Origin of the sequence: Paenibacillus sp. FSL R7-0048, assembly GCF_038004505.1 — a bacterium.
Classification (GTDB): Bacteria; Bacillota; Bacilli; order Paenibacillales; family Paenibacillaceae; genus Paenibacillus_AQ; species Paenibacillus_AQ odorifer.
On record NZ_JBBORF010000001.1, the window covers coordinates 1,901,498 to 1,925,527 of the forward strand.

The 24,030-nt window shown below is 46.6% G+C and carries 18 protein-coding genes; 14 read left to right on the top strand and 4 right to left on the bottom strand.

Translation table 11 applies throughout. The features are described 5' to 3' along the window. Positions 1–82: 82 nt before the first annotated feature. Positions 83–1,894, top strand: a complete 1,812-nt coding sequence (locus tag NSQ91_RS08130; protein ID WP_370510745.1) for a peptidoglycan D,D-transpeptidase FtsI family protein — start codon at positions 83–85, stop codon at positions 1,892–1,894. On the opposite strand, the gene NSQ91_RS08135 is transcribed toward NSQ91_RS08130, so the two are convergent. Then, positions 1,852–3,045, bottom strand: coding sequence for an AI-2E family transporter (locus NSQ91_RS08135; protein ID WP_076126329.1), 1,194 nt, complete (start codon positions 3,043–3,045; stop codon positions 1,852–1,854). The two genes, NSQ91_RS08130 and NSQ91_RS08135, sit on opposite strands and share 43 nt — an antisense overlap. Before the next feature lie 208 nt (positions 3,046–3,253). On the opposite strand from NSQ91_RS08135, the gene NSQ91_RS08140 reads away from it, so the two are divergent. After that, entirely contained in the window at positions 3,254–4,654 is a 1,401-nt protein-coding gene (locus tag NSQ91_RS08140; RefSeq protein WP_076303826.1) for a polysaccharide deacetylase family protein, read from the top strand. 177 nt (positions 4,655–4,831) lie between these two features. On the opposite strand, the gene ilvD is transcribed toward NSQ91_RS08140, so the two are convergent. After that, the gene (gene ilvD, locus NSQ91_RS08145; RefSeq protein WP_076134060.1) at positions 4,832–6,517 is read right to left on the bottom strand and encodes a dihydroxy-acid dehydratase; all 1,686 of its coding nucleotides are present in this window, start codon (positions 6,515–6,517) and stop codon (positions 4,832–4,834) included. 493 nt (positions 6,518–7,010) lie between these two features. Between ilvD and NSQ91_RS08150 the strand changes: the two genes are divergently transcribed. The 8 genes from NSQ91_RS08150 (at position 7,011) to NSQ91_RS08185 (ending at position 18,195) form a co-directional block, all read left to right on the top strand. Next, entirely contained in the window at positions 7,011–7,964 is a 954-nt protein-coding gene (locus tag NSQ91_RS08150; protein WP_076303827.1) for a glycoside hydrolase family 43 protein, read from the top strand. A gap of 405 nt (positions 7,965–8,369) precedes the next feature. Then, positions 8,370–10,115 (top strand): extracellular solute-binding protein, encoded by a 1,746-nt coding sequence (locus NSQ91_RS08155; protein ID WP_076126335.1) that lies wholly within the window; start codon positions 8,370–8,372, stop codon positions 10,113–10,115. Between the two features lie 11 nt (positions 10,116–10,126). Beyond that, positions 10,127–11,098 (top strand): ABC transporter permease, encoded by a 972-nt coding sequence (locus NSQ91_RS08160; protein WP_036680973.1) that lies wholly within the window; start codon positions 10,127–10,129, stop codon positions 11,096–11,098. A 15-nt stretch (positions 11,099–11,113) separates the two neighbouring features. After that, positions 11,114–12,049: a carbohydrate ABC transporter permease gene (locus NSQ91_RS08165; RefSeq protein WP_076126337.1), complete on the top strand. Its 936-nt coding sequence runs from the start codon at positions 11,114–11,116 to the stop codon at positions 12,047–12,049. Positions 12,050–12,107: 58 nt separating this feature from the next. After that, positions 12,108–13,889 carry a glycoside hydrolase family 2 protein gene (locus tag NSQ91_RS08170; RefSeq protein WP_076126339.1) on the top strand — a complete coding sequence of 594 codons (1,782 nt, stop codon included), beginning with the start codon at positions 12,108–12,110 and terminating at the stop codon, positions 13,887–13,889. Positions 13,890–13,916: 27 nt separating this feature from the next. Then, the gene (locus tag NSQ91_RS08175; protein ID WP_076303828.1) at positions 13,917–15,665 is read left to right on the top strand and encodes a glycoside hydrolase family 2 protein; all 1,749 of its coding nucleotides are present in this window, start codon (positions 13,917–13,919) and stop codon (positions 15,663–15,665) included. A gap of 42 nt (positions 15,666–15,707) precedes the next feature. Next, positions 15,708–17,102: a family 43 glycosylhydrolase gene (locus NSQ91_RS08180; RefSeq protein WP_076303829.1), complete on the top strand. Its 1,395-nt coding sequence runs from the start codon at positions 15,708–15,710 to the stop codon at positions 17,100–17,102. A 145-nt stretch (positions 17,103–17,247) separates the two neighbouring features. Then, complete coding sequence (locus NSQ91_RS08185) at positions 17,248–18,195, top strand: ArsR/SmtB family transcription factor (RefSeq protein ID WP_076126345.1); 948 nt, start codon at positions 17,248–17,250, stop codon at positions 18,193–18,195. A gap of 89 nt (positions 18,196–18,284) precedes the next feature. On the opposite strand, the gene NSQ91_RS08190 is transcribed toward NSQ91_RS08185, so the two are convergent. Next, positions 18,285–19,325 carry an acyltransferase family protein gene (locus NSQ91_RS08190; protein WP_076303830.1) on the bottom strand — a complete coding sequence of 347 codons (1,041 nt, stop codon included), beginning with the start codon at positions 19,323–19,325 and terminating at the stop codon, positions 18,285–18,287. Between the two features lie 193 nt (positions 19,326–19,518). On the opposite strand from NSQ91_RS08190, the gene NSQ91_RS08195 reads away from it, so the two are divergent. From NSQ91_RS08195 to mgrA, 4 genes are all read left to right on the top strand, one after another. Next, positions 19,519–20,262, top strand: coding sequence for an alpha/beta hydrolase (locus NSQ91_RS08195; protein WP_076126350.1), 744 nt, complete (start codon positions 19,519–19,521; stop codon positions 20,260–20,262). A gap of 34 nt (positions 20,263–20,296) precedes the next feature. Further along, a complete protein-coding gene (locus NSQ91_RS08200; RefSeq protein WP_036680986.1) occupies positions 20,297–21,061 on the top strand; it encodes an HAD family hydrolase in 765 nt (254 codons plus the stop codon). A 34-nt stretch (positions 21,062–21,095) separates the two neighbouring features. Further along, complete coding sequence (locus tag NSQ91_RS08205; RefSeq protein ID WP_076134068.1) at positions 21,096–21,836, top strand: NAD-dependent protein deacylase; 741 nt, start codon at positions 21,096–21,098, stop codon at positions 21,834–21,836. A 107-nt stretch (positions 21,837–21,943) separates the two neighbouring features. Beyond that, positions 21,944–22,942: an L-glyceraldehyde 3-phosphate reductase gene (mgrA, locus tag NSQ91_RS08210; protein ID WP_076303831.1), complete on the top strand. Its 999-nt coding sequence runs from the start codon at positions 21,944–21,946 to the stop codon at positions 22,940–22,942. Between the two features lie 86 nt (positions 22,943–23,028). Here mgrA and NSQ91_RS08215 read toward each other — a convergent pair whose 3' ends face one another. Beyond that, positions 23,029–23,895 (bottom strand): AraC family transcriptional regulator, encoded by an 867-nt coding sequence (locus tag NSQ91_RS08215; RefSeq protein ID WP_076126358.1) that lies wholly within the window; start codon positions 23,893–23,895, stop codon positions 23,029–23,031. Positions 23,896–24,030 lie beyond the last annotated feature (135 nt).

Here is a 24,030-nt window from a genome sequence, read left to right on the forward strand (position 1 = left end):
ATTAGCTAACTAAGCATGAGTGTAAATAATCCAGCGGGTGGGACATAATAAAGGCTATGAACGTCAGTCAGGAGGAATGGGATTGCACAATAATGTCCACAGACGTATACTCGGCGGACTGATTATTTTATGTTCAGTTGTAGCCGTGTTGGTCCTTAGGCTGGCGTGGATTCAACTGTTTATGAAGGAACAGACGGTCCCTGGAACGAAATATACACTTGCAAAGATGGCAGAAATTCAAAGCGAACGGGAGACGGTATTGGACACTGGGCGGGGGCGTCTGTATGACCGAAAGAGTGAACCCCTTGCCGGGGAAACCATTTGGACGGCTGCGTTTTTTCCTCAAGAGGCGAAGACTAGGAATACCGTGACGCAGGTCGTATACGAAGAAGCTGAGTCCATGCACCGGTTGGCAGCTATCCTTGGAGTGAGTTATGAGCAATTGCTAAACAAGCGCTCTTCTCTTAAAGAACCATTGCTTTGGCCATCCTCAGTGGGAAAAGGACCGCTCGCACTTACATCCGCACAAGCGGAAGAAGTGAGTGCATTGGGGATCGACGGCGTAGGCGTGCTTCCTTTTGCTCGCAGATATGATGGGAACGCAACTGGACGGCAGTGGCTTGGATATTTATCGGAAGCGGCCCCAAACCCTGGTGGGAAGGCTTCCCCATCGGGGCTGAGAATTCCGATGACAGGAACGGACGGATTAGAAAAGACCCTGGAGCCGTTGCTTCGAGGTGTAGGGCATACTGAGGCATACGCTCAGGTTGATGCGCGCGGGCAACGTGTCCCGGGCAGTCCCATTCAAGTACGAGCCCCGGGCAATCCGTATTATCCGCTGTCTTTATATACAACGATTGATAAAAAGCTTCAGGAACAAATAGAGGAGTTAGCTGTCAAAGCTGGAATGAAGGAAGGAGCCGTGGTGGTGTTAGACACCGGAACGGGAGATATTGAAGCCATGGTATCTTTACCTTTTTACGACCCAGAGAAGATATCCCCTGAAGGGGGAGAGTGGAATAACCGGGCGTTGCAGGCTGCCGTACCTGGATCAATTTTCAAAATCGTCACAGCAGCAGCAGCACTAGAAGCCGGGGTCACCTCAGCGGATGAGCTCTTCTATTGTTCAGGGCAATATGAGAAATATGGATTGTCTTGTCTAAAAGGAAAAGGACACGGTCCCCTCACGCTGGCGCAAGGGTTCGCTGTGTCCTGTAATACTGTATTTGCTGCGCTGGCAGAACGTTTGAGTGGGGCGCAGCTTCAAGCGACAGCACTCGCGCTGGGGCTCGGAAGAGATATTAGCTGGCAAGCGGAGAATACGCTTGGTTTTCCAGTTCTTAAGCCACTGTCCGGTGAGCAGAAGGGGACGATCTTTACTTCTTTGCTGCCGGATGATCCAGGCGCCAGAGTGCAGACGGCCATTGGGCAGCGAGATGTGCAAGTGACCCCACTTCAGGCAGCGAACCTGGTGGTGACGTTACTGCATGGCGGGGAAGTGAGAGCGCCAAGAATTCTCCAGCGTGTAACCTTTGCAAATGGGCAAAAGCTAGAGGATCTGCCGGGTCATCTTTCCCCTTCAACTGCCGGGAGGATCTCAGAATCTACAGCCCGCCAGCTGCTGTCCTGGATGCGTAAAGTAGTTACGGATGGAACCGGCACAAGTCTGCAGAGCACGAAATGGCCGGTTGCCGGGAAATCAGGTACGGCACAAACCCTTGTTAAGGGTATGCCGCGTAACAATCAATGGTTTATCGGCTATGGGCCGGTGGATCATCCCAGATATGCTGTGTCGGTAGCGGTGGAGAACGTTGCTCCGGACAGCTCACATCTAGCCGTTAAGCTGTTCGGTCAGGTATTGGATTTATTATCATCGGTTCCCTCTGGAGCTTGAGGTTCAGGTGGTGGCGCAGAGCTGGTCTGATTGGAAGCTGGACCGTTAGCTGCAAAGGGCGAAATGATAAATTCCTCTTGCGGAAGATAGATCCAGCTCTGAAGATACCCTTGTTGAATCAGTTCTTTTATCAGAATAAGCAGAATCGGCGACAGGATCAGACCAGCCATACCGAAAGCAGATGTGGACAGAATGACGAACGACAGCATAAGGAAGGCTGAGGATACGCCAATCGAATTCCCGGTAATCTTCGGCTCAAGCAGCTGCCTAACAATTAGTACAATGGCAAGGAGGATAATTAATCCGATAGCCAGTGAAGTATTGCCCACGATGAACAAATAGATGATCCAAGGGACTAAAATTGTCGTCACGCCAAGAAGCGGCAAAACATCAAATACCGCGCAGACTAATGCCATTGTGATTTCGTTGCCGGTTCGCAGAATAAATAAGCCGACTAGAACTATGGCAAAAGTAATGCTGATCAGAATAAGTTGTGCTTTTAAATAGGAACCGATAGCTTTAAAAACATTGCCTTGCAAAAAGGCGAAGGCGTTCTTAAAGGTTTTTGGCATTTTGTCATGCGCGATTTTACGCCAATCTTTGATTTCCATGCTAAGAAAAAATGCCAAAATAATGGCTATCCCGAAATTGGCCATGAAGGTGGAGAAGGAGCCTAGAATACCGGCCATGTATTTTAGAAAAGTAATCAGCCATCCTGTTAGAACATCTGTGGCATCTTTAAAGTACCCGTTGACCTTGTTCGTAATATCGGGTGGCAAGTTATCTATTTTTTGCTGCAGGTAGGTCGTGGTCTCCACAAAATGCTGCTGCACCACATATGTATATTTAGGGAGGTTCTCTTGGAAGTGAAGGGCCTGGATCGTAATCAGTAGACCGGCACCAAATAATGTACCTAACAGCACAATCAGAAAGAGCAACACTGAAATGGCGGAGGCAAAAGGTTTACCAAGACCACGGCGGTTCAAGAAGCGGGCCAAGGGTTCGATAAGCAAAAATACAAAAAAAGACAGGAATACAGGTGCAGCTAACTGATACAGCTTACTAAAGGAGAACATAATTAGATAAACCGTGAGGACAATTAATCCGATGTCAAAAAATGTGCGCCAATATTTTTTGTATAACGGCAGCATAGATATAAACAACTCCCTTTTTTTATAAGTGGATACGCCAGGTTGATTACATTGTACATGATTTTACTTTAAAAGCGTCTATTTCTTTGATACATGTGTTAAAATAGGGGGTAACGTTTTTTTATTCTACTTCACTTGGCCGTTTCACGGGTTCTGCTTGCAGACATTAGGCGAGCCAAAGTCAACTCTGGAAAAGCGGGGAATTAATATGCAGACTTTGCTGCTCTGGTTATTTTACATCTCATCATTTTATGCTTTTATCCCTGGTATGATCAGCCGGATTTTTGGTTACCGTGTCTTTCGTAAAGGAACTGGGCGAAATGAATTCGCACTGACCTTCGATGATGGACCTGATCCTCGATTTACACCATTACTGCTGGAATTACTGAAGAGGTATGATGCAAAAGCAACCTTTTTTGTAGTCGGCTCTAATGCTGAACGTTATCCTGATCTTATTCAGCGTATCCATGATGAGGGACATCTCATCGGAATTCATAATTATGTTCACAAGACGAACTGGCTCATGCGGCCAGCAACCGTCCGCCGGCAGATTCAACGTACGAATGATATTATCTATAATATTATTGGCGAACGCAGTACGTATTACCGTCCACCTTGGGGTATTGTCAATTTATTTGATATTTCCAAACGACGCCAAGTTGAAATTGTGCTTTGGTCGGCAATGTTTGGCGATTGGCGTGAGAAGCTCGGCGCCGAAAAACTCACTGAGAAGATGCTGGCCCGTCTAAATCCCGGGGAAGTGATGTTGTTGCATGATAGCGGCACAACGCTGGGTGCAGATGCGGATGCTCCAGGGAATATGCTTGTGGCTCTTGAGCAGACTCTGGAGGAAGCCCGTAAACGGGGACTACGCAGCATTCGGATTGATGAGATGATTAAGATGGCTGAGACGTCACCTATCCGGCGCTTATCTTTTGGTAAACGGGTGCTTGTAGGACTTTGGTTAGCTTGGGAACAGGTATTTCAAGCTCTTTTTCATCTCCAAACGATTACTCCGTCAGATCCTTTCTTGCATTATCGGATGCGGAAATATCAGGGTGAACCGGTTGAACTCGAGCGCGGAGAACTGCTGCGTAAAGGTGACAAAGTCATTGAGCTGCACATCGATAATAAACAGTTGTTCGAATTAGGGATTCATTCACGTTCTTCCGCTCAACTTGCGATTCGAATGATCCGCAGAATGGAAAAGGATCTGCCCATTCTTGCTGAGATCATTGCCAAAGATGTGGATCTTGCGGAAGCCAAAGCGCTTTATGGAGTCAGCATGATTAACCGGGGACCGGAGAAATTCGGCTTTACCGTACGTGATTTGCCGGATGGCTTATTCGCACGTTCCTCCAAATTTTACTTAAGAATCCTGTTAAGTGTGATTCATCCAGCAGGTGGGGCAAGGCTTAAAGAACGGAGCGAGGTCCTTGTGCCGAAGCTTATCCTGATGCCTGTCTCAGAGTTGCTCAAAAAGATGAATCAACAGCTGCCTCATCATCCGAAAACTGCAAAAAAACGCAAATCGCAACAGGAAGAATCGTTGTCACTTAATGATTCGGTTGCGGATGTAGAAATGCCAGGTGCGACAGTAACCAATTGATTCATGATCTTATTGATAAATATTTTACAGTGGACATGTAAAGAGATGTTCTACAATCCAGCGATGGGTTGTGGAACATTTTTTTATTGGGATAATTAAAAAAAGAGCAGCCCGCCATTAGAAATACTAAGGTGGGACTGCTCTTGCTTGTTTTAATATTCTTTTTTGCTAAAGGGATTAAATCTTCAGCACTGCGCCGTTACTTGCATTGGTTACCATTTTGGAGTAACGAGCCAGGTAACCAGTTTTAACTTTAGGTTCGAATTCTTTCCAACCCGTACGACGAACTGCTAATACTTCTTCTTCAACCAGCAATTCAATCTTCCGGTTGTTGAGATCCAGCTCAATGATGTCTCCATCCTCAACAAAAGCGATCGGACCGCCTTCAGCTGCTTCTGGAGAGATATGGCCGATACTGATTCCGCGGGAAGCCCCCGAGAAACGACCGTCTGTAATCAGACCGACCTTAGCACCTAGCCCCATACCCACGATTTGTGAAGTAGGCGCCAGCATTTCCGGCATTCCTGGTCCGCCCTTAGGACCTTCATAGCGGATAACGACTACATGGCCTTCTTTAACTTTACCGTTCGCGATACCTTCCAGTGCAGCTTCTTGGGAATCAAAGCAGATCGCAGGACCTTTATGATATCCACCTACTGAAGCATCAACTGCACCAACCTTGATGATAGAACCCTCTGGAGCCAAGTTTCCATAAAGTACGGCAAGACCGCCTCTTTCGGAGTAAGGGTTGTCGATAGTATGAATTACGGAAGTATCTTGGATCTCGTGTCCGATTACATTCTCAGCTAATGTTTTGCCGGTAACGGTCATACATTCCCCGAACAGAGCACCTGGTTTCTTCAGCAGTTCATTCAATACAGCACTAACGCCGCCCGCACGGTCCACATCTTCGATAAAGATATCAGAAGCTGGAGCCAGCTTAGCCAGATAGGGAACACGGTTTGCAACTTCGTTAATGCGTTCAAGCGGATAATCGATACCTGCTTCTTGAGCTAATGCAAGGGTGTGCAGCACTGTGTTAGTAGAACCACCCATTGCCATATCCAGTGCAAATGCGTTATCAAGGGATTCTTTAGTTACGATATCTCTTGGTTTAAGATCCAGCTTAATCAATTCCATCAGTTGTGTTGCGGATTTGCGAACAAATTCTCTACGCTCATCAGCAACAGCCAGAATCGTACCGTTACCTGGCAATGCCAGTCCAAGTGCTTCTGCAAGGCAGTTCATGGAGTTGGCAGTGAACATTCCGGAACAAGATCCACAGGTAGGACAACCAAATTGTTCTAATTCAAGCAGCTCTGCATCGTTGATTTTGCCGACTTGGTGAGCACCAACGCCTTCAAATACCGAGGTCAGAGAGAGCTTTTTACCTTTACTATCTACGCCGGCTTTCATTGGGCCGCCGCTTACGAACATGGTTGGGATGTTAACACGCAGTGCGCCCATCATCATGCCCGGTGTAATTTTATCACAGTTAGGGATGCAGACCATGCCATCGAACCAATGCGCGGAAACTACAGTTTCCAAGGCGTCAGCGATGATCTCGCGGCTTGGCAGTGAATAACGCATGCCGATATGTCCCATAGCAATCCCGTCATCTACGCCGATCGTATTGAATTCAAAAGGAACGCCACCAGCTTCGCGAATCGCTTCCTTAACGATTTTACCGAACTCTTGCAAATGCACATGCCCTGGAACAATATCAATATAGGAATTGCAGACCGCAATAAACGGCTTTCCGAAATCTTCTTCTTTTACTCCGGCTGCTCTCAGGAGACTACGGTGTGGAGCACGGTCAAAGCCTTTTTTAATCATGTCTGAACGCATTTTCTTGGCTGCCATAATGACATTCCCCCCTAAATGAATTTCAATCAAATATAGTGTCGCATTAACGCAATGAACTCCAAAGACCTGCGTATATACGGTTTATAGAAAGAACGGGGACCTGCTTCCTCAATAAGAAAAGCGATGCCGTTTCTATAAAAAAAGCCGCTGTTTTGGTATAAACAGTTACCGCCTAAAATGAACGGAGAAGTCATTGTTATTAGTGAGTCTATCACAAAGAGCACGTTTTTTCTACCGGACAATGTGAAGTTTGTCGATTGACGCAAAGCGTGGGAAGTGGAGGAAAAGCTCATTTTCGAAAGGAAAGTGCTTTATTTGGAAAATGGAACAGGGTTCGGATGTATCTATTTACCACTCTAGACAACTTTAGGAGAGCTGAGTATGATGGGAGTTATTATTTTATGGGAGGTGCTGGAAAATCGGGATTTGTCTATTATTATCGCCGCGGTGGATCGTTTTACGGGGATGAAAAGCTAAGGAGGGAAAGGGAATGTCACAGCGTACAACTTTTTTAAATCCAATTGTAGCAAGCTCAGGAGACCCATGGGTATCCAAACATACCGATGGCTATTATTACTTTATGGCCACAAAAGCTAAATGTCTGGAGCTGACGAGATCTAGAACCTTGACCGGCCTTGCGGAGGGCGACAAGAAAGTGATCTGGTCTCCCGAACCGGGGGGCAGCTACAGTTACAATCTGTGGGCGCCGGAAATTCATCATTTGGACAACAGATGGTACATTTACTACACTGCGAATGACGGAGGAGGCGACGATTCACGGCGGATTTGCGTGCTGGAGAATGAAGCAGCGAACCCGCTGGAAGGACAGTGGGTATGGAGAGGTGCTTTGCAGACACCTGTCCCAGGGTTAGATGGAACAGTAATGTCTTTGCGGGATCAGCTGTATTTTCTGTATGCGGGATATGGTCATTTTCCTGATTATGGGTCGGCTATTTACATTATGCGAATGAGTAATCCTTGGACCTTGGAAGGGGAGCATCACCTGCTTACCGCTCCAACTCTGTCATGGGAGAAGCAAGGTGGCATGGCGATTAACGAAGGTCCGGTAATTTTGCAGCGACACAATCGTATTTTCATGGTTTATTCGGCAAGTACGACTTGGTCTGAGGATTATGCACTAGGGATGCTCACCATGAGCGAAGCGGCAGATCCTTTGCAACCGCTGTCATGGGAAAAATCAATGTCGCCTGTATTTTGCAAAAGTGTAGAGAATGGGATTTTTGCCACGGGGCACAATAGCTTCACACATTCTCCTGATGGCAAGGAAGATTGGATAGTCTATCATGCGCTTCCTTCCGCTGGAGCGGATGTGTCTTTGCGCGCGACCCGTATCCAGAAATTTGGGTGGAAGGTGGATGGGACACCAGATTTTGGGGTTCCTTGTAGGGATACGTTTGCTCAGACCGTACCGTCGGGAGAATAAGAATAAAACAGGAAATCAAGACTGAAAAGGCCATTAATTACAGAAAAACTGTAATGAATGGCCTTTTCATGTAATGCAGATATTTTTATTCGCTGTCGATAATAATTGACGAAAAACGCCTGTTTTATAAGGGGTTTTTCGCCAAAATACAGGATGGTTAGTACGGTTTTTTAATAGGTTTGTAGTTGGTATAGCCACATATTTGTTTGAGAAAAGTTCATAAGATTACAAAATTATTGTATGAAAGCGTTGACATATGAATTTTGGATGCTTATAATTCGATCTGAGATACAGAAAAACTGTATTAATCAAGGGGAGTTATCTACAGGTCAAAAAGGAGCGTGGTTCCAAGCTTTGGATTTGCTTAAGGCGTTGTGGCAAATATTTTATAGTGGGAGGTTAAGTATGAAGAACAATGCAAAGCGTTATTTTAGTCTTTTATTTGTGTTAATACTGATCATTTCGACTGTAACAGCATGTAGTGGCAACAGTGCAAACAATGGGGCTGATAAGGGTGTCTCCAACAACAAAGAGAACGAGAGCACAGCCAAAGACCCGGTTGAGTTTACAGATATCAGCGCAGACATACGCGGCAATACAGCCCCAACGCAAGAGCAAATCGACGAAGTTAATCATTCCTTGAATGATACATACCTCGGCGACGTCTTCGATGAAGTCATTCCAAATGATTACTCAGCTTATCCTGTTAAAGGTGATGTGGTTCTGGATGTATGGATGCCTGCGAATTCCAATATTCCGGATATGAACAATCATGCTGTCCAGAAGCAGGTGGAGCAATTAACGGGAATCAAAGTAAACTTCATCACGCCGCCAATCGGCCAGGAAGCGGATGCCTTCACGTTGATGATCTCCTCCGGTGAACTGCCTGACATTATCATTGAGCCGGGACGTTATCCGGGAGGTTTTGAAGCGGGCGTAAATGACGGTGCTTATATCGATCTGACAGATCTGATGGAGAAAAATGCTCCGAACTATACGAAGTGGCGCAATTCGGATGAATCAAGAAGAAAAACCACGGTCACGGATGACGGCAAGCTGCTCGGCTTCTATGGCATCGCCCCATATTCAGAGTGGACTTGGTTTGGAACATTGATTAAGCAGGAAGCGCTGGACAAAACAGGGCTTGAAGTTCCAAATACGATTGATGAATGGCATACCTTCCTGACAAAAGCAAAGGAAGTCGGATACAAAGCACCACTTAATTACGGCTCTACTTACGGCCAGATTTTTACCGGCATCATAAATGGCGCATATGGAGTATGGGATTGGACGTTCCTTGATGAGAATGGCAAAGTGGCCTGGGGGCCAGCACAGCCGAAAGCTAAGGAATATTTGACCACCATGCAGCAATGGAACAAAGAAGGATTATTGAACCCGGACTGGGCAACGGCAGACTTTAACCAGAGAATGGCGAGCGCCATTTCGGGAGATACCGCGATGATGATGGACTCTCCGGATACGATGTGGAGTTATTGGAAAGAGCAAAGCGGTATCGACTTTGTGGGCGCACTGAACCCGGTTCTGAACAAAGGAGATAAGTCCGCAACCACGTACAAAAATTTCAAAAGAGCGGGTATCGAAGCTGCGATCACCACGCAAAGCAAAAATGTAGAAGCGGCAATGGCTTGGCTTGATTTTAATTACAGTAAAAAGGGCTGGGAATTGATTAACTTTGGTGAATATGGCACGGTCCACCTGATTGATGAGACGGGAATGCCTTATTATCCAGAGAACAGTTATATCTTTAAAGACCCTGAAGGTCAGCCCGTATCGACAACCTTATGGAAATACCGGATGCACAACTGGCCGGATATCCGGGATGAGCATCATTCCAACCCGCTGATCGCTGCCAAAGGAAGTTACTCGGGAGACATTCGCAAGAATTGGACAGAAAATATGGACACCAGTATGGCTATGCCACCTATTTCCTTTACCAAAGATGAAGCTTCGCGGGAAGCCGAGCTTGGAAACCAGCTGTCGACACTGCGCGGAGAGTATTTTGCAAAAATCATAATGGGAGACCTGCCGGTAGATGCCTATGATAAATTTTTGAAAGAAGCTCAGAGTATGGGACTGGAAGAGTTTTTGAGTATCCATCAGGCAGCCTTAGATCGATATAACAAACGATAGGTGGTTGTTTTATGGAAATATTACGAAAAAACAGAGCGATAAAGCCCATTCCTCAGGACGCCAAACCTAAAAATACCAAGTTAGTGATTAAGAAGGATTTGAAAAAGAACTGGTTTGTCTATCTGTTGGCTGTCCCTGTTGTAGCGTGGTTCCTGATTTTCTGCTACGGGCCGATGTGGGGGGTTATGATCGCCTTCAAGGATTTTAAACCCCTGCTGGGGTTTGGCCAGAGCGAGTGGGTAGGGTTTAAGCACTTTATTGATTTTTTCCAAGGGCCTTATTTCTGGCGGGTCGTTAAAAACACCCTTCTCCTCAATGTTTGGGGGATTGCCTTTGGATTTACAGCTCCGATTATTCTGTCCTTGATGCTGAACGAAATCCGTGGGGTTAAGTTTAAAAAAGTGGTCCAAACGATCACCTATATGCCGCACTTTATTTCCCTGGTGGTGGTATGCGGGATCATTCATATCTTTGCCGCAGATGAAGGGATTATCACGCAAATCCTGCAATTTATCACCGGAAAAGAGTACTCTTCACTGCTCGGCTACTCTTCGTTCTTCCGGCCGATTTATACCTTCTCCGGCATTTGGCAGAGCATCGGCTGGGATAGCATCATCTACCTTGCGGCGATGAGTTCCATTGATACTTCATTATATGAAGCTGCTGAAATTGACGGAGTGGGACGGATTAAAAAAATGTGGCATATTACGCTGCCGCAGATCAGCCCAGTTATCATCATTCTGTTTATTTTTGCCATCGGCGGGTTGATGTCGTCCGGGTACGAGAAGATTATCCTGCTGTACAATCCTCTGATCTATGATACGGCGGATGTTATTGCCTCTTACGTGTATCGTCGCGGTTTAAGAGAAGCCAGTCTTAGTTATTCCACGGCTGTGGGCTTGGTCAGCTCAATCGTTAACTTCGGACTGCTCTGGATGACCAATACAATAGCCAAACGCAGGTCCGAGGTCAGCTTATGGTAAGAAAGAGGGACAGCTATGAAAGATAATTTGCAGCGTAAAGCGAAAAAAAGACGAAAACATAAATCCATCGGTGACAGAGTATTTGACGGCACACTTTATACTCTGCTGACCGCATTAACCTTGGTGTGTTTTTATCCGATCCTGCACATCCTGTTTGCCTCCGTCAGCGACCCCGGCATGTTGATTGCACATAAAGGCATTTTGCTGAAACCGCTGGGATTCACTTTGGATGGCTATAAGCTGGTATTTAAAGATAACAGTCTGATCAACGGCTATAAAAACACGATTATATATGTAGGATTAGGCACATTAGTCAACATGATCATGACCATTCTGGGAGCTTATGTATTATCCAGACGAGGATTGTATTTCAAAAACTTCATCATGATCCTGATTACAATCACCATGTTTTTTGGCGGCGGGTTGATTCCTTGGTTCTTATTAATGAAGGATATTGGTCTGTACAATAATTTGTGGGCCATGATTTTGCCAAGTGCTTTAAGCACATGGAACATTATTATCCTACGAACTAGCTTTCAAGCCATTCCGCAGGAATTGGAAGAAGCGGCTACCATAGACGGGGCAAGTCAGGCCCATATTTTAACGAATGTGATTCTTCCGCTGTCCAAAGCTACGCTGGCCGTAATCTTTTTATACTATTTAGTGGGGAACTGGAACTCATGGTTTAATGCGATGGTGTTGTTGAAGGACAGACAGCTGTTCCCACTGCAGCTATTAATGAAGGAAATATTAGTAGCTAATGATGCAACCGCAACCTCGATCGGCAGTGCAGGCGGGGTAGTCATCGATAGTGCCCAGAGCCAGACGGCTTTCCGCGAGCTGGTTAAGTATTGTGCGATCGTCGTTTCTACGCTTCCTATATTAATGGTATATCCTTTCTTGCAAAAATATTTTGTTAAAGGTGTTTACGTAGGTTCGATTAAAGGATAGCGGGCAAAAAAACAAGTTCATCTTATATAGAAATTATTTAATAGGAGTGAAGTACACCATGTTGACAGAAGCAAGCAGCACATCCGTTCCACGTCCAGAATATCCAAGACCCCAATTTGCCCGTAAGGATTGGCTTAGCCTAAATGGAGAATGGGATTTTACGTTTGATGATGAAGATGTCGGTGAGGAAGAACAATGGTATCGGACGGACACAAAGGGTTTATTTTCACGGGTTATTCAAGTGCCCTTTGCGTTTCAGAGCAAGCTGAGCGGGATTGAAGATCCTTCATTTCATGATGTTGTGTGGTATAGAAGAACTTTTGAAGTTCCTGAGGGTTGGAATGGGAAGCGGATTGTCCTCCATTTCGGCGCCGTTGATTATTTGGCAAAAGTCTGGGTGAATGGTCAGCTGGTGGCCGTGCATGAAGGCGGACATACACCATTTCAGGTCGATATTACTCCTTCGCTGCTCAAAGGAAGGAATACCATCATACTGCGCGCAGAGGATTTCAGCCGTGATGTCACCTTGCCGCGTGGCAAGCAATATTGGCTGGAGCAGTCTGCTGCCATCTTTTATACCCGCACAACCGGAATCTGGCAGAGTGTCTGGCTTGAACCGCTGTCTGCAGTGCATCTGAGTAAAACCATGATGACACCAGATATTGACCGCAATGAAATCCGGCTTCGGACCTTTCTGCAAGGATTTAAGTCTGCTGATCCGCTCAAGCTGCGCATAACGGTATCGTATGACAGTGAAGTAATTGCGGAAGATCAATATATGGTCATGAATGGTGAGCAGCTGCGCACTATCGGCTTGGGTGATTTTGCGGATCATGGTCTTGGACGTTTATGGAGCCCTGAGCATCCGAATTTGTATGATATTCAATTTCAATTGCTTCGGAATGAGGAAGTAATTGACGAAGTGGCGAGTTATTTCGGCATGCGCAAGGTGTCGATTGAAAATGGCAAGCTATGCTTGAATAACCGCCCATATTTCCAGAGACTGGTGCTTGATCAGGGATACTTCCCTGACGGGATACTAACCGCACCTACAGACGAAGAGCTGAAACGTGATGCCCAGCTGACGAAAGAAATGGGCTTTAACGGGGTGAGAAAACATCAGAAGACAGAAGATCCCCGGTTCCTGTATTGGTGTGATAAGCTCGGCCTGCTGGTATGGAGTGAGGCAGCCAATGCTTACGAATATTCCGAGGAGTATGTCCGCCGTTTCACGAAGGAATGGCAGGAGATCATCGAGCGCGACTATAACCATCCTTGTATCGTGACCTGGGTTCCGCTTAATGAGAGCTGGGGTGTTCCCAATGTCCAGATTGATACACGTCAGCAGCAGCACGGATTGGCTATGTATCATTTAACGAAATCCTTGGATGAGATGAGACCTGTTGTGTATAACGATGGGTGGGAGCATATGACTACAGATTTGGTGACTATTCATGACTATGAGAGCCATCAGGCAGTGCTGGAGGAGAGATATGCCACGGCAGAATCTTCTGTAAATGCGATGCCGGCCAACCGCAAAATATTTGTCGGTGGAGCTTCGTATCAAGGCCAGCCGATTCTCGTATCCGAGTTTGGTGGAATTGCCTTCAAGAAAAGTGAGTGGGAGGGCTGGGGTTATTCTGGGGCAGAGAATGAAGAGGATTTCCTGATGAAGCTCAAGGCTGTGGTTGACCCGATGTTCACTTCCCCGGTGATCCAAGGGTATTGTTATACCCAGCTGACGGATGTCGAGCAGGAAATCAACGGACTGCTCACCTATGATAGACAGCCCAAAGCTCCGCTTGAAGCGATCCGCAACATCATGATGAATATTCAATAAATAACATTTACTAAAAGGAGTTACACCATGACACAACAAGCAACGCTTCCGCGTCCTGAATATCCCCGCCCTGACTTTATTCGACCAGAGTGGATCAATCTGAACGGCCAGTGGCAATTCGAAATTGATCATGGCAAAAGTGGGAAGGAGCGCGGATACCCTGTTAACGATCATAATCTCTCAGGGACAATTACTGTGCCCTTCTGTCCGGAAAGCAAGCTGTCCGGTGTAGAATATAAAGATTTTATGGCTGCTGTATGGTATAAAAGGGAGTTTACCGTGCCGGAGAGCTGGACAAATGGCAGAGTTATCCTTCATTTTGGCGCCGTTGATTATATGGCGGAGGTCTGGGTGAACGGCGTATCCGTAGGTACGCACCGCGGAGGATATACTCCGTTTAGCTTTGATATTACTTCTAATCTTTTAGCGGGCAGTAATGTGATTACTGTCTATGCTGAAGACGACGTTCGATCGGGACGACAGCCACGGGGCAAGCAGAGTGAACAGTTCCATTCGCACGGCTGTGATTATACACGCACTACAGGAATCTGGCAGACGGTATGGCTTGAGCAAGTCCCTGAAACCTATCTGTCTAATCTGAAAGTTGTCGCTGATCCCGACAATGGCTGTGTGCACCTCGAAATGAAGGTACAAGGGAACGCAGCGGGGGACACGCTTAGGGCCACTGCTCTTTATGGCGGCAAACCCGTTGGGGACAGCAGTGTGATCGTTTCCGGACCCTCTATAAAACTTACGATTCCACTATCAGAGATTCACTTGTGGGAAGTTGGAAACGCCAGATTGTATGACCTGAAGTTGTCCTTGCATAGTCAGGGACGGGAGAGTGACGTGGTCCATTCTTATTTTGGACTCCGCACGGTACGACTGGATGGGATGGCATTCCGGATCAATGGGAAATCCATATTTCAGCGGTTAGTTCTGGATCAAGGTTTTTATCCGGAGGGAATCTATACCGCTCCTACTGATGAAGATCTGCGCAGAGACATCGAAATCTCAATAGGGCTTGGCTTCAATGGCGCGAGGCTTCACGAGAAGATCTTTGAGCCGCGTTATCTTTATTGGGCTGACCAATTAGGTTATCTTGTCTGGGGAGAGCATGCCAATTGGGGGCTGAATATTACTGGAGCGGATAGCCTGACTCACTTCCTGCCGGAATGGCTCGAAGGTATGCAGCGTGATTTCAATCATCCCGCGCTGATCGGCTGGTGCCCTTTTAATGAGACCTGGGACCGGGACGGTGCGAAACAGCATAACCCCGTGCTCCAGATTGTTTACGACGTAACAAAACGTATGGATCCAACACGTCCAGTAATTGATACAAGCGGCAACTTCCATGTGGCTACAGATATCTTCGATCTTCATGACTATGACCAGAATCCGCAGACGTTCCGGGACAGATATGAACCGATGAAAAGTGGCGGAGAAGTATTCAATACCTTCCCGGATCGCCAAACGTATGAAGGTCAACCTTACTTCATCAGCGAGTATGGCGGAATTTGGTGGAACCCGCAGCAGAAAGATGAAAAATCATGGGGGTATGGGGACAGACCGACCTCAGAGCAAATGTTTATCGAACGCTACGAGGGGTTGACGAATGTTCTATTGGATCATCCGCTGATGTTTGGATTCTGCTATACCCAGCTGTACGATGTGGAGCAGGAAGTCAATGGACTGTACACTTATGACAGACAGCCGAAGTTCGACCCCGAGCGAATCCGCGGCATCAATGCGCGTAAGGCTGCAATTGAAGATTAGAGGCGCTACGTAACTATTCATTCGAAAGGAATGTGATAGATTATGAAAGTGAATTTCCGGCAAAAATGTCTGGTCGCCTTAAGTGTTCTTCTTATTCTTCCAATGGGGAAGGTGACCCTTGCAGTCTCTGATCATAATGACTTTTACAACGTGGTTATGCAGGACGGGGCGGACCCATGGGTGTATAAACATACAGATGGCTTCTATTATTTCACCAAAACAACAGGTGGCAATGTTACCCTCTGGAAGTCAGCCCAGTTGACCACTATTGATGCAGCGCCTACTAAAGTTGTCAACACGGGCGGTAGCGGCATCTGGGCGCCTGAACTACATTATATAAACGGAGCTTGGTATATCTACTATGCGATGGACGACGGAGATAACGTAAACCACCGCATGCATGTAATGGAGAACACAGCAGCAGACCCGATGCAGGGAACTTGGCAGTACAAAGGCCAGATCACAGATTCAAGCAATAAGTGGGCTATAGACGGTACTGTGCTGCAAGTGAACGGCGAGCTGTATTTTATCTGGTCCGGCTGGGAGGGGAATGTTAATGTGCGGCAGAATCTCTATATCGCGCATATGAGTAATCCCTGGACCATTGATTCCGAACGCGTAGAGATTTCAAGACCAGCGTATAGCTGGGAAACGAATCATTCCCCAAATGTGAATGAAGGACCACAGGTGATTATAAATGGAGAAGTCATTAGTTTGGTCTACTCGGCAAGCGGAAGCTGGACTAATGATTATTGTCTGGGACTGATCACCGCAGACATCTCCAGTGATCTGTTGAATCCGGCATCATGGAATAAACGCAATCAGCCTATCTTTTCCTCAGGCAATGGACTTTATGGACCTGGACACCATTCGTTTACAAAGTCTCCTGACGGCCAAGAGGATTGGATCATGTACCATGTCGCCAAATACAATAACGCTGGCTGGAACCGCGAGGTGCGGATGCAGAAATTCAGCTGGAATGCTGATCATACACCTAATCTGGGTATTCCCGTTGCCCCTAATCTTCCGATAACTTTGCCTTCAGGTGAAACCATGCATACCCGCTACGAAGCGGAAAAAGGGACATTTGGCGGCGATGCCTATGCCTCTTCGAGTCCCAAGGGCTCGGCTGGACTTAAGGCGGGTCATATTGATACGCCGGACAGTTACGTGGAATTTTCGGTTGATGCGGCAGCCGCAGGCGAGTATATTCTTTTGGCTCGAACGGCGAATGGAACGTCTGGCGGGAATTGGTCGAATTTTCAGCTTAGTGTCAATGCAGGACCTGCCAGCCCATTCTATATCACCAATAAAGGGTGGGAGAATTGGGGGCTGTCCACAGCCCGGGTTCAACTGAAGGCAGGCATGAACAAGCTTCGTTTTACCAAAGGCGAAGGTTACGGAGAAATTGATTTCATTGATATTAAGCCATTGTGAATCGAACAAACCTAAGAGACATATGAAATGGCTTCCGGTTTTCCGGAGGTCATTTCTAGGTGAAAGGGCTTGTAGGTGTAATTGTTTTTCATCTCATTAAGAAGTAAGATTAGGATAATTATTAGGATACAAGGAGAGCTGATTTGTGCTGGAACTTAGCTTAAACGACCCGGAAAAATTAGTCACAGTAACGCATGCTTTATCAACTCGTTCTAGGGTTGATATTCTTCGGCTCTTAAACTCCAAAAACTTAAATATTATTGAAATCGCTGAGAGGCTGAAGCTTCCAGTGTCGACGGTAGCAAGCAATATTAAAGTATTAGAAGCAGCAGAGTTAATTCATACAGAATTGCTTCCGGCTTCACGCGGGGCAATGAAAGTTTGCAGCCGGAATTATGATGATCTTCATATTGCCTTGAATTTGAAAGAACCGATGTCAAAGGGATTAACTCATGTCTATGAAGTAGAGATGCCGATCGGCCATTATAGCGACTGTGAGGTATCTCCTACTTGCGGAATGGCTAATAGCGAGGGTCTTATTATCAAAGAAGATGAACCGTCGAGCTTTTATCACCCTAAACATGTCAACGCTCAGCTGATCTGGCTCCGCAAAGGATTTCTGGAATATTTGCTGCCTATGGATATCCCCTCCGGAGCACAAATTGAATCGCTGGAATTATCCATGGAGATCTGTTCGGAAGCTCCGAATTATGACCAGAACTGGCCTTCGAACATCTCTGTATGGGTGAATGGATCGGAGATCGGCATGTGGACCAGTCCCGGTGATTTCGGTGACCGGCGGGGCAAGCTGAATCCGAACTGGTGGTGGGATGGATCTACACAATACGGGTTTCTCAAGACCTGGCGTGTTGACCATGAAAAGACGACACTTGATATGGAGAAGGTGTCGAATGTTTCCTTAAATGATCTTCTGATTAACCGGAGCCCCAAATTGCGGCTGCGCATTGGAATCAACCCTGATGCAGTTCATCAAGGCGGACTTAACCTGTTCGGGCGCCAGTTTGGCGATTATGAACAACATATTATGATGAAGGTAAAATATACCATGGATCAGGATGAAGTAGAACTTTAGCTTAGGAGATGAACAAAGCAAGGCGGTTCCTCGGAAACGAATCTTCGTATCCAAGGAACCGCCTTGCTTTGTTTGTTCTGGATGTAAAGCTAGAGTGTGCGCCGTAGGGCGGCACGCTGAAGGGTGATCATCCAGTCAACGGACGGCTCAACCAGCGGGTGAAAGAGCCGTTTAACGGACGGCTGAGCCAGCAATACGGTGAATAATACGGCGGTGAGCAGCAGGACTACTGCCCCAGCAGCATTGCCAATATAGGTGTAAATCCCGGAAACGGCAGCCAGACGAACGATAAAACCATGAAGCAGGAAAACATACAACGTGCGGCGCCCCCAGTCGGTCATGCGGCTCGCTCCGTAAGGTACGAGGCCGAGGAAAGTGAGTGAAGCGACAATTTGTAGTCCGTACAGTCCCAGACGGTATACGCCTGCATACCATACATTGGCATCAAGCTGCATATAGGTCATGCTGCCATATAACCAGCCAAAGGGAAATCCTGCCCCCCATGCGGCCATGACGGCAAGGAGTAGAATGGAGGCGGCTGCTGCAAAGATTTTGATATATTTTTGATAGAGCTTGACGAAGGTTTCGAAGGAGAAATGATAGCCGATAATGAAAAAAGGCAAATATACAAAGGTACGGCTGATGCTAAACCATACACCGTCCAGCTGGAGATATCCGACAGCCACCCCCGCTGTTACAGCGAAGAGGAGCTTAGCGGTTATGGACCATCTGCTCATACCGAGCATCAGGAGGCGCCAGCAGGCATGACTGGCCAGAAACCATAGGAGCAGATAGGGTGCGAAAATGGAATGCTGGATGTTGCTTACATGAAAGAGGGAAACGTCGAGTGCGGAATATAAGCTTTGAAAAATGAGGTATTGCAATCCAATTTGCAGCAGCATTTTGCGGCCGGTAGTTCCGGCAAGGCTTTTTCTGGCGAAATAGCCGGTCACCAGTACGAACAGCGGCATGTGAAAGCTGAAAATCCACATATATAATCCGTGTATTCCGCTCATTTTGTTAATCAGAGGTTCAATTGCATTACCGGCAAAAACAGTGATAATAAGCATAAAACGCAGGTTGAGAAAAAAGGTTTCTCCGCGCGTTTCCAGCGAGTTTTCCCCTACCATGATTTAGCCTCCAAATTATGCTGTATGCAAATTAATTTAATTTTAAAATACTAGATTTTCTTTGATTTAATTGTGAATTAAGTCACAATAGAAAGCGTTATCATGTGTGCGAAATGTGGCGATGTGTTGAAGGTTGTTAGAATAGAGGGATTCCACTATAATTTTTATATGCATTAACATCTGGGAGTGGAACATGTTGAAGAGAAGAATAACTAAGCGTCGCGTCGCTATTTTTGTATTGATTATTTTAGTTGTAGCCGGGTTGCTGATATGGAAGTATTTAACGCCATATGCACCGGCTCAAGAAGCCGAAACCGCACTGATTTCAAGTGGTGGAGTTACCGTCGAACAGAATGATAATTGGATTTCGTTCGAACCTTCCATTACTAAAGGCGCCTCGATTATATTTTATCCTGGGGCTTTGGTTAAACCGGAAGCTTACTCCCCTCTTGCGAAGAGCGTCGCTGCTGCAGGGCATCCCTTCTACATCGCCAAAATGCCGTTTAATTTAGCCGTAACGAAGGGGGATGCTGCAGAAGAGATTATTCGTGTGCATCCGAAGCAATCTTTTGTGCTGGGTGGACATTCACTTGGGGGTGTCATGGCCTCACGTTACGCAATTGAGCATACGGACCAGCTGGAAGGTGTGTTTTTCTTAGCCTCTTATCCAGATGAAAAGGGCAGTCTACGAGAGACTACTTTGTCAGTGTTGTCGGTTGTGGGTACTGAGGATCAAGTGATTGACAGAGATAGCTACAACAAAGGGCGCTCCTATCTGCCAGATAATACAGTTTATAGTTCAATTATAGGTGGCAATCATGCGCAATTTGGCAGCTACGGGCCTCAGAAGGGGGACGGCGAAGCCACAATATCCGAGGAAGAGCAGCAGAGTCGCACAGTAAGTGCCCTGTTGGATTGGCTGGGAAATCTGAGGTAGTTACGGGTCATTCAACAGAGGGAGGAAACAATTCATGCCAGTATTACACATTAACGATGAATGCGTTCCCTGCTCCGGAATATTGTTTGATAAAGACGGGACATTACTCGATCTATTAGCCACCTGGGGGAATTGGGCGGAGCTTGTGCTGCGCGGACTGGAAGATCAACTTGCGATCATGGGAGCGGGATTTATTGTAGAGCGCAGCAAGGTGCTGGGTACGCAACATGATCCGCAAGGGAAGTTAATAGGGTACGACCCGGCGGGGCCGCTTACCATGGCTACAGAAGAAGAAAGTTACGGTGTACTCGCATGGCAGCTATATGCAGCAGGAGTTCCTTGGAATGAAGCACTGACCCGTGTGAAAAGCATAACTAAAAACGCGATGTATGAATTACGCCGACGCCGTATGGCACAGCCTTTAGCGGGACTTCATTCTTTTTTGGAGCAATGCTCTGCGGCATCGCTTAAGCTTGGCGTGGTTACCTCCGACGGGGCAAAGACCACCGGAGAGCATTTGGAATGGCTTAATGTGGCAGGCTATTTTGATTCGGTAGTTACTAGGGACAGAGTAAAAAACGGAAAACCAGCTCCTGAAATGGCTGAATTGGCCTGCCGGGAGTTAGGGCTTTCGCCTGAAGAGACGATTATTATTGGGGACAGTAATGCCGATATGCAATTAGGTAAAGGTGCAGGGCTTCGCCTCGCAATTGGGATTTCCGCTAGTGGTGATGGGGAGCATCTTATAGATGCAGATGTAATCATTTCCGGTTTTAATGAGCTTCGGATCACTTACTGATCAGCTAATAAAAGGAAAGGATGTGCTACTTAGCATGGATCAATTGCAGACACTTGCTTCTTGGATCAAAGAAAGTGACAATATCGTTTTTTTCGGAGGGGCGGGTACGTCTACAGAGAGTGGAATTCCTGATTTCCGCTCCGCAGCTGGATTATATCAAACTCAGCACAATTCACCTTATCCACCTGAAGTGATGCTGAGCCGCACTTTTTTTATGTCCTCACCGGACATTTTTTTTGATTTTTACCGCAGTAAAATGATTCATCCAGAGGCCCGTCCGAATGGTGCGCATCAGCTACTAGCGGAGTTGGAACAGCAGGGGAAGCTGAAAGCGGTGATTACGCAAAATATTGACGGCCTGCACCAGCAGGCGGGTAGCCGTAGTGTCCTTGAGCTGCATGGTTCGATCCATCGCAACTATTGTATGGACTGCTCACGGTATTACGGGCTGGATCAACTGCTGGAAATGACTGAGATCGTTCCTCGCTGCCCGGAATGTGGCGGAATTATCAAGCCGGATGTGGTTTTATATGAAGAAGAATTGGATCACTCCGTGCTTATGGGCTCTGTAGCAGCGATTGCCTCTGCAGATATGCTTATTATTGGTGGAACCTCGCTAACGGTTCAGCCTGCGGCCAGTCTGGTGACTTATTTCCGGGGCAAACGTACGGTACTGCTGAACGGAGATCCCACACCTTATGATGATCAGGCGGATTTGCTGATTACAGATCGAATTGGAAAAGTAATGGGCAGTGTCAAGGATCTATTAAGCTAGAAGGAAAAAGCTGTCCTTTGGTTTCTCTTGCCAGATTATTATTACGCTCAGAAGTTTAAAGATAAGGTAGGCTCACAACAGCGTGTAATGAGAGGCAGGGATAAGCAATGGTATATGTAGCAGACGATAAACGGTATGACAACATGCGTTATAATCGTTGCGGGAACTCAGGTCTCAAGCTCCCAGCAATCTCATTAGGATTATGGCAGAATTTTGGTGGGATCGATAATTACGAGAACGGCAGAGAAATGATCACTCGTGCTTTTGATCTTGGAATTACCCATTTTGATCTGGCCAACAACTATGGTCCACCAGCTGGTTCAGCAGAAGAGCTGTTCGGTAAAGTTCTTGCCAATGATATGTATCCTTATCGTGATGAAATAGTGATTTCTACAAAAGCAGGGTATAACATGTGGCCCGGCCCTTATGGGGAATGGGGTTCACGTAAATATATGCTGGCTAGTCTGGATCAGAGCCTGAAGCGGCTAGGCCTAGATTATGTTGATATTTATTACTCTCATCGTCCAGACCCGGAAACACCGCTTGAAGAAACCATGCAGGCGCTGGATTATGCGGTACGTTCTGGCAAAGCTTTATATATAGGACTATCCAACTATAATGCGGAGCAGACGGCTGAAGCCCTCAGTATTCTAAAAAGCCTGGGCACACTGCTCTTAATCCATCAGCCTAGTTATTCTATGCTCGATCGTTGGATTGAGGGTGGCTTACAGGATGTACTGGAACATAGTGGTGTAGGAAGCATCGCTTTTACACCCTTGGCTGAAGGCTTGTTAACCAACAAATATTTGAATGGTATTCCAGAAGGGTCAAGAGCTGCCAAGCCGTCTGCCGCCTTGAATGAGAGCCGGATTACACCGGAGGTGCAGCGGAGGATTCGCGCACTTAATCAGCTTGCGGTTTCGCGAGGACAGAGTCTGGCTCAGTTTGCACTGGCTTGGACACTCCGGGGTGGCAAGGTTACTTCTGCCCTAATTGGAGCAAGCAGAGTGGATCAGATTGAAGAGAATATAGCTGCTTTAGCTAATCCTGATTTCAGTCCGGAGGAGTTAGAGCGGATTGAAACGATTCTAAAGACAGAACTATAGCATATTGAACACAGTAACAGCCCGGTTCCTTACGTTAAGGAAGGCGGGCTGTTGTTGTATAGTGGATTTATGGATTAAAGGGCAGACTAACGTTCAGGTTTCTCTGCTTGTCTCGTTGTAGTCATCCGGTAAGCCGTCGGTGACTGGGCACAAAACCGTTTGAATTGGCGAGAGAAGTATAAAGCATCGGTGAGCCCCACAGATGCTGCTACCTGTTCCACGGACAGCTCCGGTCGTTCACGCAGCAGTTGTCTGGACTTTTCAATCCGCAGCTTCAGCAAGTAGGTCACCGGAGATAATCCGGTCTCTTGCTTAAATACACGGGACAGGTAGGCTCGATTATAACCCAGCGTATCACACATTTGTTCAATAGAGACCGGGTGCGCATATTGAGATGCCATGTAGTGGATCATTTGCTTCACAGTACGCTTAACCTGTGATTCTGCGCCGGGAAGACGAGAGAAGGAAGAGAGCAAATCAGCTGCTTCGCCGACAATGAGATAGAGATAGCCAAGCGAAGTCAGATGGGCACTCTCTTTGTTGGCGTTGAAGGCTTGCATGATGCTGGACAGGGCACCTGGAATGAGGCTTTCACCTGTTGTAGTCACCACAGGCTGTTGTGGTGTGAACCCTGTCTGCAGCACCAGATCGTCAGCTTCGCTGCCAGTAAAAGCTGCCCAGCGATAGCACCAGGGCTGGTCTTTATCCGAGACGTAACTGACTAATTGTCCCGGATGGATCAAGAAGCAGTCCCCTTTACCCAACTCATATTTATGATGTTCTGTACGGAAAACGCCCGATCCAGATTCTATGAAATGCAGCAGATAATAATCATAGATCTTGGGTCCAGCTTGATGCATGGGCAGGGTCTGACTCTGGCCGGCAAACAGTACATGAAGGTTCTGTTTATCGTAATACACTGGATTGGATCCTACGGAATAAGTATGCTCCATTTGGGACAGCCTTTCTTGTGTTAATGTCATTTAATGGCTTATAGTTTAGAGAGTAACAGTAATATATGTAATTATTATATTATGGGAAGTCACATTTATCCATACATTACACACATGATTGCATTATCAGAGGAT

What these genes read in the sequence shown, in the direction of transcription:
- NSQ91_RS08215 (WP_076126358.1), bottom strand. Translation starts at nt 23,895, where the DNA reads ATGGAGCATACTTATTCCGTAGGATCCAATCCAGTGTATTACGATAAA.
- NSQ91_RS08170 (WP_076126339.1), top strand. Translation starts at nt 12,108, where the DNA reads ATGTTGACAGAAGCAAGCAGCACATCCGTTCCACGTCCAGAATATCCA.
- NSQ91_RS08190 (WP_076303830.1), bottom strand. Translation starts at nt 19,325, where the DNA reads ATGGTAGGGGAAAACTCGCTGGAAACGCGCGGAGAAACCTTTTTTCTC.
- NSQ91_RS08175 (WP_076303828.1), top strand. Translation starts at nt 13,917, where the DNA reads ATGACACAACAAGCAACGCTTCCGCGTCCTGAATATCCCCGCCCTGAC.
- NSQ91_RS08140 (WP_076303826.1), top strand. Translation starts at nt 3,254, where the DNA reads ATGCAGACTTTGCTGCTCTGGTTATTTTACATCTCATCATTTTATGCT.
- NSQ91_RS08200 (WP_036680986.1), top strand. Translation starts at nt 20,297, where the DNA reads ATGCCAGTATTACACATTAACGATGAATGCGTTCCCTGCTCCGGAATA.
- ilvD (WP_076134060.1), bottom strand. Translation starts at nt 6,517, where the DNA reads ATGGCAGCCAAGAAAATGCGTTCAGACATGATTAAAAAAGGCTTTGAC.
- NSQ91_RS08195 (WP_076126350.1), top strand. Translation starts at nt 19,519, where the DNA reads ATGTTGAAGAGAAGAATAACTAAGCGTCGCGTCGCTATTTTTGTATTG.
- mgrA (WP_076303831.1), top strand. Translation starts at nt 21,944, where the DNA reads ATGGTATATGTAGCAGACGATAAACGGTATGACAACATGCGTTATAAT.
- NSQ91_RS08150 (WP_076303827.1), top strand. Translation starts at nt 7,011, where the DNA reads ATGTCACAGCGTACAACTTTTTTAAATCCAATTGTAGCAAGCTCAGGA.
- NSQ91_RS08180 (WP_076303829.1), top strand. Translation starts at nt 15,708, where the DNA reads ATGAAAGTGAATTTCCGGCAAAAATGTCTGGTCGCCTTAAGTGTTCTT.
- NSQ91_RS08135 (WP_076126329.1), bottom strand. Translation starts at nt 3,045, where the DNA reads ATGCTGCCGTTATACAAAAAATATTGGCGCACATTTTTTGACATCGGA.
- NSQ91_RS08205 (WP_076134068.1), top strand. Translation starts at nt 21,096, where the DNA reads ATGGATCAATTGCAGACACTTGCTTCTTGGATCAAAGAAAGTGACAAT.
- NSQ91_RS08160 (WP_036680973.1), top strand. Translation starts at nt 10,127, where the DNA reads ATGGAAATATTACGAAAAAACAGAGCGATAAAGCCCATTCCTCAGGAC.
- NSQ91_RS08155 (WP_076126335.1), top strand. Translation starts at nt 8,370, where the DNA reads ATGAAGAACAATGCAAAGCGTTATTTTAGTCTTTTATTTGTGTTAATA.
- NSQ91_RS08165 (WP_076126337.1), top strand. Translation starts at nt 11,114, where the DNA reads ATGAAAGATAATTTGCAGCGTAAAGCGAAAAAAAGACGAAAACATAAA.